The sequence below is a fragment of the Sulfurimonas sp. genome, from assembly GCF_029027405.1.
GTDB lineage: Bacteria > Campylobacterota > Campylobacteria > Campylobacterales > Sulfurimonadaceae > Sulfurimonas.
Window position 1 is genome coordinate 846,804 of record NZ_CP093396.1, and the last position, 13,275, is coordinate 860,078.

General features: G+C 30.8%; 7 protein-coding genes. All 7 read left to right on the forward strand.

Annotated features, from left to right (window positions below):
• Positions 1–55: 55 nt before the first annotated feature.
• Complete coding sequence (locus MOV42_RS04000) at positions 56–496, forward strand: hypothetical protein (protein WP_324172508.1); 441 nt, start codon at positions 56–58, stop codon at positions 494–496.
• Positions 497–503: 7 nt separating this feature from the next.
• Positions 504–3,365: a type VI secretion system Vgr family protein gene (locus tag MOV42_RS04005; RefSeq protein ID WP_324172509.1), complete on the forward strand. Its 2,862-nt coding sequence runs from the start codon at positions 504–506 to the stop codon at positions 3,363–3,365.
• A complete protein-coding gene (locus tag MOV42_RS04010) occupies positions 3,358–4,710 on the forward strand; it encodes a tetratricopeptide repeat protein (RefSeq protein WP_324172510.1) in 1,353 nt (450 codons plus the stop codon). Before MOV42_RS04005 ends, MOV42_RS04010 begins: the two co-directional genes overlap by 8 nt.
• Positions 4,710–7,304 carry a phospholipase effector Tle1 domain-containing protein gene (locus tag MOV42_RS04015; RefSeq protein WP_324172511.1) on the forward strand — a complete coding sequence of 865 codons (2,595 nt, stop codon included), beginning with the start codon at positions 4,710–4,712 and terminating at the stop codon, positions 7,302–7,304. The genes MOV42_RS04010 and MOV42_RS04015 overlap by 1 nt, the downstream gene beginning before the upstream one ends.
• Before the next feature lie 98 nt (positions 7,305–7,402).
• The gene (locus MOV42_RS04020; RefSeq protein ID WP_324172472.1) at positions 7,403–7,921 is read left to right on the forward strand and encodes an Hcp family type VI secretion system effector; all 519 of its coding nucleotides are present in this window, start codon (positions 7,403–7,405) and stop codon (positions 7,919–7,921) included.
• A 116-nt stretch (positions 7,922–8,037) separates the two neighbouring features.
• Complete coding sequence (tssI, locus tag MOV42_RS04025; RefSeq protein WP_324172512.1) at positions 8,038–12,264, forward strand: type VI secretion system tip protein TssI/VgrG; 4,227 nt, start codon at positions 8,038–8,040, stop codon at positions 12,262–12,264.
• A gap of 1 nt (position 12,265) precedes the next feature.
• Entirely contained in the window at positions 12,266–13,273 is a 1,008-nt protein-coding gene (locus MOV42_RS04030; RefSeq protein ID WP_324172513.1) for a tetratricopeptide repeat protein, read from the forward strand.
• Positions 13,274–13,275 lie beyond the last annotated feature (2 nt).

A 13,275-nucleotide genomic window follows, 5' to 3' on the forward strand; every position in this document is an offset into this window, starting at 1 on the left:
TTATAATGTAATATATTACTTTTTTTATAGGGGCGTTATACAAACGTCTAAAGGTATGGATTTAATATTATATCCTTTAAAAAAACTCATACTTTTAATTATAGATATTCCATTTTTTCGTCATCAATATACGAAAAGAGGCATTGCTGATCCTGCAGAAATGATAGAAAGTAGAACAAAGAAGTTTACAGAAAACCCAAAACTTAGTTTAGCAACAATAATTGGCGGAGGGATAAGTATGTCTGTAGTTATGACTCTATATATAGGTTTTTATAATATTACAAGAAATCTACTTTTCCCAACATTTGAAGATTTCTTTGGTTATGTATTAACGGTTACTGGTAGCTTGGCTTTTATAACAGATATGATTTTTGTTAAGGAAAAATATTTCAAAGAATTCAACAACAAAAAAGGATGGTGGCGTATTAAGTGGTCTATTATCACGGCACTAAGTCCGTTTGTTGTGATTTTATTTGCAATAGCAACTATTAGATGATAAAAAAATGGGTCACATACCAAATTTAAATATACTCTCTATAATTGACAAAAGCATCTCAGCCCAACTAAAACTATCTGAATATAATCAAGCAGATACTATGATGCAAGGAAGAGACTCCTATAGCGTATATGAACTAGAAGGTAAAAGTTCAATCTTAACTGGGTACGAATATAAACTTACCTTTATAAGTGATGAAGAGATAAATGTAGAGGATATAGTAGATACAGAAACAGAGCTACACTTAAGAGATGAAACAAGCCCATTGAACTCTAAAAAGATATATGGAAAAATCATTGAAGCTAAAGAGAATGGAAGTGTAGCAAGAAAAAAGCTTTACCAAATAAAAGTAGTATCCCCTCTACACTATCTTTCACTTAACCAAAGATATGAAGTCTATCAAGAGATGAATGTACCTGATATCATTTCATCTATCATTGCAAAATATTCAGTACTACTAAATATTCAACTTGATGTAAAAATAGATACTCAAACTATACCAAAGCGTCATACTTGTACACAGTATAAACAAAGTGATTTTGAATTTATTAAAATGTTGTGTGAAGAAGAAGGTTACATCCTTCTAATAGATGCATCTTCAAATAATCCATACACAGTTACCCTATGTGAACTAAACGAACATGCTCCACTAAATACAGAAATAATAGAATGTACATATAATAAAGTTAAAACATTTTCAACATCAGCACAAGCACAAGACTATTATGAAAATAAAAAGCCTTCCTTAGACTTCAGTATACAAGCAGGACAAGTAATGCATAGTCATACTTTTGCTGATAATGAAGTAACATCCCAATTACGCTCAGATATAAAAAAAGAGACTCTCCGTGATAGACTTGATAAACTAGATGAGTCTCTATATAAAGACCTCTCTCGTTATGCAAAGATAGATGCAGAGCAAGGTTTTTCACAAGGTATTAGAGTTCTAGGAAACTCAGAAGAATTAAGTGTTAAAGATGGAGTGGTTCTAAACCTAAAAGATATTAAAGGACATAAGAATACTCAAGTAATTGTTCTAAGTGTAAAGTATAAAGCAATATTTCCAAATGCCTTAGATGAGTATGCTCAAGTTGCAGATGATGAGCAACAAGCACAGTACAGTGTAGAGTTCATAGCAATCCCAAGTGATGTTATATATAGACCCCAAGTAATTACTTCTAAACCACGAATCCACTCTATACAAACAGCAATAGTTTCAAATACAGATAAAGATACTCAAAAGTTTGCAAATGAAATAGATGTAAACGAAAGAGGAGAGATAAAAGTAATATTTCACTTTGATGAAAAGAGACCTACCTCTGCTTATGTACCACTCTCAAATATCTATAGTGGAGATGGCTATGGCGTACAGTTCTTACCTAGAGTTAACTCTGAAGTAATAGTAAGCTTTATAAATGGAGATATAGATAGACCAATAATAACGGGAGCTTTGCACAATGGAGAAAACCGACATCCATTTAACCTGCCAAAAGAAAAAACAAAGTCATTTATAAAAACCCAAACAACACCCCAATATGAAGATAAAGAGGGATATAATGAACTACTCTTTGAAGATAAACAAGGAGAAGAGTTACTAAGCCTAAGAGCACAGAATGATTATGAACTAAATGTACTAAACAATAGTAATACTCATATAGCAAACAATAAAAAAATAATCATAGATAATGACCTAGAACTCTCTGTCCAAAACGATTCAACCCAAACAATAGGAAATGATAAGAAAGTAAATATACTAGGTAATGAGATAAAGACAATAGAAAAAGAGCAAATACTAACAATCAAAGAAGACCAAGAGATACATATACTTAAAGATGCTAACACCATCATCAATAATAATCAAAAAACAATCATAGAACAAGATCTTATCCAAAGGATAAAAGGTCAAGTAACTCACTATATAGAAAAAGACCAAAAAGAGAAATACTTAGCAAATCTATTTTTACAAATAGAAGCAGAACTTGGGATTGAAATAACAAGCTCTTACCATTTAAACGCAAAAACAATTAAACAAGAAGCTGAAACTGTAGAAATAGAAGCAAGTGATGGAATAAGCCTAAAGTGTGGTGGAAGTGTTCTAACTGTAGATGGAGGAGGGATTCATCTAAAAGCATCAAAAGTTGATACTGACTCAGGAAATGCAGGAGTAACAGCGAGTAAAATTGCTATTGCTAAAATAGAAAAACCACTCTATAATAAACTCAAAGTTACAAAAGTTGAAGCAAGCATTACTAAACAAGATGAGATTACCCAAGTATTAACATACACAGCTAGTGTAGAAAAGTTTGAAGATGGTGCATGGAGTGAAACAACAGAACTTACAACAACACAAGAGGCACAAATCAACTGGTACTTCATTAAAAATAATGACCAAGAGAATAAAGATATATTAACAGACAACCCAACAGATGATACCATTAATATCAAAGGTTTAGAAATGTCTGTTACACTCGAAAAAGAGAATATCTATAAACACGGACATGCTCATGCATTTGTAGTTGATGCAGTTGAAGAGGGATATGAAGTTACTGAACTTAAACGTATGCTTGAGGTAGAAGATATTCTCGTTAATATCACGAACAATGACAATAAAGAGTTTGAAGCTCAAGCAATATATAATGTTGATGAGATTACTGAAGAAGAAAAAGCAGAAACAAGATGGACAGTAGAAGGTAAAGATGTTCCTGAGTCAAATGCAAAAGGGACAATGACTCATACCTATAAGGGTGAAAAACTAGACCTTAAAATAACAGCATATATAGAAACAACTCAAATGAATGTCGCCGTTGCACATGCCAATTTTGCAGATAGTGAAGAAGAGATAAATGGAGAAGAAAAAAGTAATGAATAGATTTTTATTAATAATATTATTTTTACTAACAGCATTAAATGCGGATGTTTCAATATGTACAGATAAGTTAGAAACTACAAATAAATATATAGAGTGTTTAAAAAAAGAAGTTAATAATAGTAAATCTGTAGAAGATATAAACTTCTTAGCAGGTTACCTTGTTACTAAAAATAGATTTGATGAAGCTATTAATCTTTACAAACAAGCAACTCTTCAAGATGATGCAAAAGCTATGTACTATCTTGGTGGAATTTATGAAGAGCAGAAAAAAGAGTATGACCTTGCAGTAAAATGGTTTAAAAAAGCAGCAGATAAAAATTATAAGGACTCGGTATATAGAGTAGGTTCTATTTTAGAAAAAAAGCTACTTAAAGAAGATGAAGCTATTGCTTATTATCAAGAGTGGATAAAAAAAGGTAATGTTGAAGCATATAACTATCTTGGGAATCTCTACCTAGATAAAGAGGACTTTCAAAAAGCAAAGAAAGAGTATCTAAAAGGTGCTAAAAAAGCTTCCAAAGAATCTTACTACCTTTTAGGAAGTCTTCATGAAGCCTATATAGAAAATGGACTTAATGATGCAATTGATTATTATAAAGAAGGGGCAGAGTTAGGTGAGTATAAGTCTATTTATAATCTAGCAGTGCTGTATGATAATATGGCTAAATATGATAAATCTCAAATATGGTATAAAAGGGCAATGGCACTTAATAATAAAGATGCTTATTTTGGATATGGTCATATGCTTAGAAAAAAAGGCGACTTAAAAGGGGCATTAAGTGTCTTAGAAGAGCTTGGTAAACTTGGTGATGGTCGAGGATATTGGGGAATGGCTCAAATATATATCAATGAATACAATGATTTTGAAAAATGTAAAGAGTATTGTTTGAAAACTATTGAGAATGGAAATGCAAGAGGGGCTAGTTTACTTGGATATATTTATTTAAAAGACCTTAAAGATAAAGAAAAAGCTATTAAATGGTACACGAAAGCTTATGAAATGAAAGATTGCAAAGGAACTGAAGACTTAGTAATAGTTTATGAAAAATTAAATGATGAAAAAAAATCTATGGAATGGCTAGATAAAGCAGATGCCATGGGTTGTGGCTTTGCTGGGTTTAGACGCGGATATGTTTATCATGATAAAAAAGATTATAAAAATGCAATAAAGTGGTATAAAAGAGGTGCAGAATTGGGAGATGAAGATTCTGCCACTAGTTTAGGGTATATATATTCTGTAGAATTAAAAGATAAAGATAAAGCAATTTATTGGTATAAAAAAGCCTCTAAACTTGGAAATAAAAAAGCTCAAAAATGGATTAAAAAACTAAAGGCACAAAAATAATGTCAGAAATAAAAAGAGGTTCATCAAATGTCTATTATCATGATACAGAGTTTATGCATGTTGTACGGTTTTTTTATAATAATAGCGGAGTCGCTGCCGCGCAGAATGCTAGAACAAGATGGGCTTTTTTAGTAGTTGGACGAGATGAGTTAGGCGATGCGTTTCTAAATGATAAAGCAAAAAGTAATGAAGATAGAATTAATGAGATAAAAGACAGATACCTCCCACTTTTACAAGAGTGTGTAAATGCAAAAGATGAACCTGCCTTTACTTTAGATAAAACAAAAATATCTGAGTTTAGAACTTATCCTTCAAAGTTTAAAAATAAATGGATAATTCGTCAAAGTACACCGTCTAAAGATGCTAATAAGTTAAAAAGTCTTCTAAAAGGCTTTGGTTTTTTTGATGAAGCTTCTGTGTTAAAAAATGATGAAAATATGCATTCAAATTTTGGATACCTTAGGCTAGATGTTAAAATCTGTAATCAATACTTATATGCTGATAATATAGAAGATGAAGCTTATGCTTTAGTAGCACTCCCTTATATATACAATAAAAAAGATGATGTTTATGATGTACTAGTTCTAAGTGAACATGCTTCTGTTTCTTTGATGCCAAAGGTTCTAGTTGAGTATGGAGTCTTTTTCGATGGAACTAAAAACAGTATGTATAATGTAGACTTTAATCTTGATTTTCATAAGTATCTTAGTGAGCAAACTAAAATTGTTTTGGATACGGATGCTGAAAAGCGTCCTATTATGAAAAAAGATGTACATAATGAAAAATTCTATCCAAATGCAGCAACATACATAAGAGAAGTTGATGAACCAAGAAAAGATGTAATCATCAATAGAATTCGTGACGAAATCCAAGAAAATGTCCGTTATTTCCAAAACTCATCAAAAGACAAGATAAACAACGAAGATACAAAATATAAGTCTTGGTTTCAAGATAGAGCATCAGATCATTCAGATAAAGTCTATGACTTTCTTATAGATATTAAAGATGGAAAGTTAAATAAAGATACTGAGAAAGCTGTTAAAGATGGGATAATACTAGATGCAGACACACAAGAGTATAAAGAGACTCTAGTAAAAGAGTATGTATATGATGAGATTCTTCCCTCAGGGGAGGGTAGTAGTTTTGTGAATGGATATACAAATATCAAACGTTTGTTCGAACATTACAAAGCTTATGATCCCTTAAATCTAAAAGACTCAGAGCCAAGGAAATATATAAAAGACAGCTTTAAAGTCTATGCTAGTGGAGATGGTTGTATAGACCCTTATGAGAGTGGGAAACTAAAGTCAGATAGTAAGATAGGTTTAGGATTGGCATTTGGAAGTACCGGTGTATTAGCCCATATAGTATATACCTGCGATAAAATAGCTAAAAACTTACGTCATAATAATTATAACTTAGTAAATGAATTGGTTCTTGATGTTTTTGGATTCTCACGTGGAGCGGCAGAAGCAAGACACTTTGTGAGTTCTATAATGAAAGAGTATGATGTCCAGACATCTGATACAACACGTAAATATACACTAAATACAAGTGATGAATCAAAAAACATATTTTCTCCTTTTTATCCAGAGCAAGGTGGTGTTTATACAAAGGTAGAAGGACGTTACTACTTTAATCCTCTACGAACAGATATTGAAAAAATTACTGTTACAAAAAGTGTAGGTCGGAATAAACGAGATGTAGACTACTATAATCCATATTACAAAAAATATGCAAGAAAACTACAGATAGATTCTGTTTCGTTTCGTTTTATAGGGATTTACGATACTGTAGCTCATTATGGGATTTGTCAAGCAAATGATAATAAAGATTTAAATTTAGATTTTAAAGAGGCTAAATTAGGAAGACTTGTTCATCTCACAGCTGAAGATGAGTACAGAAAAAACTTTGCTATGACACATATTACTGAGAGTGCTTCTAAAAAGTTTCAAGAAGATTCAAAAATGAAAGAGATAGCTCTTCCTGGGGCACACGCTGATGTCGGTGGTGGTTATATGGATAAAGAAAAGAGTCCTCGTTATATCGCTGATGAGAATGAAAAATTGCTTCTTAAATGGAATAAAAAGTATGAGTGGATAAAGAGCAGTCCAGACTTATTTGTAGAGGCAGCTGAAGATATAAAAGAAATTAAGCGAAATAAAAAAGCTGGTTTTTATAGAATTAAAAACTTGATTGAAGATGATAATTTATATATATACAGACCAAAAATTTCAAATAAGTATGAGTATGTTAGCTTGAAGCTTATGCACACGGAAGCTTTGAACTCAGATGATAATTCAGAAAAAGTTCCTTTTGAAGATATCTCAACTCAATATAAAATTGATTCAAGAAATAATAAATTTTTATATAAAGTATACAAAGAGCTAAGAGAAGATAAATTCGAAATGCATGGTGATTTACATAAAGAGTTAAGACAAGGATATCTTCATCATTCAGCTGATTTAGATGGAATAGCTCCTATTGATGTAAATATGCCTTCAATGGACAACTATACCAATAAGAAAGTGGAAATTTACGGCAAAAGAGTTAAATATAGCTCAACAAAAAAACAGTCTTGCTTTATTAGTTAACTTCGATAATTGTAATATAACAAATAAGCATATTTTTTAAGTTGTTTGTTGTATTTTAAAGACTATAATAAAACTCAAATTAACTATAAGGAAATTAAATGGATAATCCAGTTTTTATGTCAATCGAGGGTAGCACACAAGGTAATATAACAGAAGGTGCAACAACACCAGAATCAGTAGGTAATATTTATCAGAATGGTCATGAAGATGAGGCGATAGTAAAAGCATTTACTCACAACATCAACATCCCACGCAATACGACTACAGGTCAGCCAACAGGTCAAAGAACTCATAACCCATTGATTGTTACTAAACTAATTGATAAGAGTTCACCACTTCTTTATAATGCACTAACTAAAGGTGAGACTTTAAAGAAAGTAGAACTTAAATGGTATAGAACTTCATATGCAGGTAAACCTGAGCATTACTACAGTATGACTCTTGAAGATGCTGTAATAACTAATATGGATGCATCTATGGAATCTCAAGAGAGTGCATCAGCGGCTCAAGTTATGCCTCTTGAAATAGTATCTTTTTCTTACAGAAAGATTTCTTGGAGACATGAAACTGCTAGTACATCTGGAGAAGATGACTGGAGAGTAGGTGTAGGAGCGTAAGCCCCTATACTTTATTTCGGGGAAACCCGGAAAATAAGTTTTAGTGTGAAAAGTATATTTTAGTACTTTTCATACCAAAGTTTATTAAGTATCTAAGTATCTTTAAAAGGTAGAAAATGTCACAACTAGCATCTCCCATGAACAATAAAATCCACCAACGAATCTCAGCCCAACTAAAACTATCTGAATATAATCAAGCAGATACTATGATGCAAGGAAGAGACTCCTATAGCGTATATGAACTAGAAGGTAAAAGTTCAATCTTAACTGGATACGAATATAAACTTACCTTCATAAGTGATGAAGAGATAAATGTAGAGGATATAGTAGATACAGAAACAGAGCTACACTTAAGAGATGAAACAAGCCCACTAAACTCTAAAAAGATATATGGAAAAATCATTGAAGCTAAAGAGAATGGAAGTGTAGCAAGAAAAAAGCTTTACCAAATAAAAATAGTATCCCCTCTACACTATCTTTCACTTAACCAAAGATATGAAGTTTATCAAGAGATGAATATACCTGATATCATTTCATCTATCATTGCAAAATATTCAGTACTACTAAATATTCAACTTGATGTAAAAATAGATACTCAAACTATACCAAAGCGTCATACTTGTACGCAGTATAAACAAAGTGACTTTGAATTTATTAAAATGTTGTGTGAAGAAGAAGGTTACATCCTTCTAATAGATGCATCTTCAAATAATCCATACACAGTTACCCTGTGTGAACTAAACGAACATGCTCCACTAAATACAGAAATCATAGAATGTACATATAATAAAGTTAAAACATTTTCAACATCAGCACAAGCACAAGACTATTATGAAAATAAAAAGCCTTCCTTAGACTTCAGTATACAAGCAGGACAAGTAATGCATAGTCATACTTTTGCTGATAATGAAGTAACATCCCAATTACGCTCAGATATAAAAAAAGAGACTCTCCGTGATAGACTTGATAAACTAGATGAGTCTCTGTATAAAGACCTCTCTCGTTATGCAAAGATAGATGCAGAGCAAGGATTCTCACAAGGTATTAGAGTTCTAGGAAACTCAGAAGAGTTAAGTGTTAATGATGGAGTGGTTCTAAACCTAAAAGATATTAAAGGACATAAGAATACTCAAGTAATTGTTCTAAGTGTAAAGTATAAAGCAACATTTCCAAATGCCTTAGATGAGTATGCTCAAGTTGCAGATGATGAACAACAAGCACAGTACAGTGTAGAGTTCATAGCAATCCCAAGTGAAGTTATATATAGACCACAAGTAATTACTTCTAAACCACGAATCCACTCTATACAAACAGCAATAGTTTCAAATACAGATAAAGATACTCAAAAGTTTGCAAATGAAATAGATGTAAACGAAAGAGGAGAGATAAAAGTAATATTTCACTTTGATGAAAAGAGACCGACCTCTGCTTATGTACCACTCTCAAATATTTATAGTGGAGATGGCTACGGAGTACAGTTCTTACCTAGAGTTAACTCTGAAGTAATAGTAAGCTTTATAAATGGAGATATAGATAGACCAATAATAACGGGAGCCTTGCACAATGGAGAGAACCGACATCCATTTAACCTGCCAAAAGAAAAAACAAAGTCATTTATAAAAACCCAAACAACACCCCAATACGAAGATAAAGAGGGATATAATGAACTACTCTTTGAAGATAAACAAGGAGAAGAGTTACTAAGCCTAAGAGCACAGAATGATTATGAACTAAATGTACTAAACAATAGTAATACACATATAGCAAATAATAAAAAAACAATCATAGATAATGACCTAGAACTCTCTGTACAAAACGATTCAACCCAAACAATAGGAAATGATAAGAAAGTAAATATACTAGGTAATGAGATAAAGACAATAGAAAAAGAGCAAATACTAACAATCAAAGAAGACCAAGAGATACATATACTTAAAGACTCAAACTCTATTGTTAATAATAACTCATTTAATGTTGTTCAAAAAGACTTAACACAAAGAGTAAAAGGTTTCTCTACCTCTTTTGTAGAAAAAGATACTCAACAAAAACACCTAGGTAGTAAATACCAACAAGTAGGAGAGAACTTAGCTATAGAAGTAAAAAAAGCATACTCCCTAAAAGCAAAGACCATAAAACAAGCAGCAAAAACTATAGAGCTAGACTCAGCAAAGGGAATAAGCTTGAAAGTTGGAGGAAATGTTCTAACAGTAGATAGCTCAGGTATACACTTTAAAACATCAAACTATGATGATAACTCAGCAAACGCAGGAGTCACTTCAAAAACAGTTAGTATACAAGACTTGAAAAAACCACTCTATGAAAAGATAAGAGTAATAGGAATGCAAACATCAATCTCTAAACAAGATAAGATTACACAAGAACTTATATATACAGCAAAAGTAGAAAAATATGAAGATGGAACATGGAGTGAGACCACAGAACTAAACCCAACACAAACAGCTCAACTAAAATGGTACTTCATAAAAAACAATGATAAGCAAGATAGAGATATATTAACAAACACACCAACAGATGATGAGATAGAGATAGATGCTCTCATAATGAAAGTAAAACTACAAGATGATAATATACAACACTACGGACATGCACACTGCTTTGTAAATAGCCCAGAAGATGAAACAGAGGGTTATGGACTAAGTGAACTAAAATGCCAAGTAAATGTAGTAGAAGTCTTAGGTAAGAATATAGTTGAACCTCACTCTACTCAAGTAAACTATAGTGTTGAACTAAACATAGATAACCCAACAAAAGATGAGATAAAAGATTTAAAAGTAGAGATACAAGAAAAAGACTCTTCAGGTAAAGTAACAACTATAGAAGAAAAAGTAAAAGATGACCTAAGCGTAGAACATAAACTTAAAGCAAAAAAAGAAGATGAACCTAAACTAGTAGAGATAAATATAAAAGTATACCCAAGAGAGTATCCAAAAAACACAGCAGAGACTATCTCTTATGTAAGACCTACACTTGAAGGTGAAATAACAAATGTTTCAATAGATAAACCAACACAAGCCTTCGCTAAAGTAGTAAAACCTGATGAAGAGATAATAATAAAAGCAAATGCAAATATTGGAGAAGGAATAGAAATACAACTAGATATAGTCACTTTGCTAAAAAACATCAATGAACCTAAAGTATGTAGCTTCGAAGAGTTTGTTAAAAACAAAGAGATTCAAAAAACATTAACTATGCAAGAAATAGCAACAATGCTAAGTATAGATATAAATGATATACAAGATATACAAGCAGTAGTCAAACATAAAGATAAAGAGTATAAAAGTAATAAAACAAGTATACAAAGAACCCTAAAATCAAAACTCTACAAAGAAGATAAAGTTTTAAATGATATAGTAGAAGATATACAAAAGATAGTATTTAAAAAAGGTTCTAAAGGTAATGAAGTAAAACTCATACAAGAAGCTCTTCAAAAGATGAAAATAGATATAGGTAGTGATGGCATAGATGCTAAGTTAGGAAATGATGGAGAACAAGCAGTAATGACTTTCCAAGAGAACTATAAAGCAACAAACAACACTCATCAATACAATCAAAGTAAAGCTGACGGAGTAGTAGGAAAGAACACACTACTTGCTTTAGATGAGGCTTTGGTTGAGGGGTGGGGGTATGTTAAGCCTAATTGTAAAATAACAGTAGAACAATTAAAACAAATATTTATAAAAGCAACAAATAGTAAACTTGCTGAAACAGCAAAAACTTTTAATCAATACTGCCAAGTTTTTGAAATAAATACACCACTTAGAGTTGCTCATTTTTTTGCACAATGTCGAGAAGAAGTGGGTAATAATATAGATATAGTAGAAAACTTAAATTATAAAGCATCCGTATTGAAATCTGGCTATCCATTTTTATATTTTAAGAATCATCCTGATGAAGCAGAACAATATGGTCGTACAGATAGTCATTCTGCAAATCAAGAAGCTATTGCAAATAGAAGCTATTCTAAACGAAATGGAAATGGTGATATAGCAAGTGGTGATGGATGGAAGTTTAGAGGTAAAGGATTTATTCAATTAACTGGTAAATCTAATTATAAAGGATCAAATAAAATTTTAAAAGAAAAAGTTCCTGAATTAGGAATTGATTTATTGAATAATACAACTATTATGGAAACAATAGAAGGTTCTTTATTATCAGCTATGGCATATTGGACTGATAAAAAAATTAATAAGATAGCTGATATTGCTTATACATATGAAGATGTTAATAAAGTCACAAATATTGTGAATATGTATACTAAAAGTAAAACTAAACGACAAGAACATTTTAAAAAAACAATTGAAATATTTAAAGAAGGAAGTTAAGATGATTAAATATTTACTATTTATAGTGGTAGTTATTAATTCACTTTATGCAAGTAAAATAATTAATTATAGTGAAATACAAAATATAAAGAAAAATAGTTTTATTCTTGAGCAAGTTGAGGGTGATTTAACAAATGATGGGTTAAAAGATTTAGTTATAATTATTGCAAATAATAAAGAAAAAACATCTGATGAGTTAGAAGAGAAAAGATATTTATATATCTTAAAAAATCTTGGGAACGCAAAGTATAAAATTTTAGTTGAAAACAGTGATGCAATTCCTATTAAAAATATACCACAAGATGGACTTGATAACCATCATGAATTATTTATAAAAGATGGTTTGTTAATAATAGGAATTATTTATAATAGAGCTGAAGCAATAAGTTATTTTTATTTTTCTATAGATAAAAATAGTTTAGTAAACTATAAATATAAAGAATATAAATGTTTACATGAAATTGAAGAAAAGTTTAAAGTAGATGAAAATAATGTTTTTGAAGTTTCTTTAACACAGTTCTCTTCTGAAAAAGTTTATATGATGAACTATAAGATTCCTTCTATTGAAGGGCTTATACGAGAAGATAAAATATTTCAAAAGGATTATAAAAAACTTTTAGAGATATATAAGTCAAAAGATGGGGGAAAACTACAAGAATATATAATAAAAAACATTACAAAACATTTTAAACAAGAACAAATTTGTGATACAAATGAATATATGGATAACTATTTATTTTTAAATAATAAAAAAAATACAGCAAAGACAAATGATATAGCTTTTTTTCTTGAACGAACAAAGAATTATGATGAAGCAATCTACCTCCTAGAAAAAATCTTAAAAAAATACCCAAACAGAACAGTAGCCTATATAAATCTAGGAGATGCTTATTGGGGTTTAAAAAACAAAGAAAAAGCTAAACAAGCCTACAGTACATATATAAAACAGATGAAAGAAAAAGGTAAAGAGAAGAAAATTCCAAAAGTTGTTTTAGAGAGAATAAAGTAAGC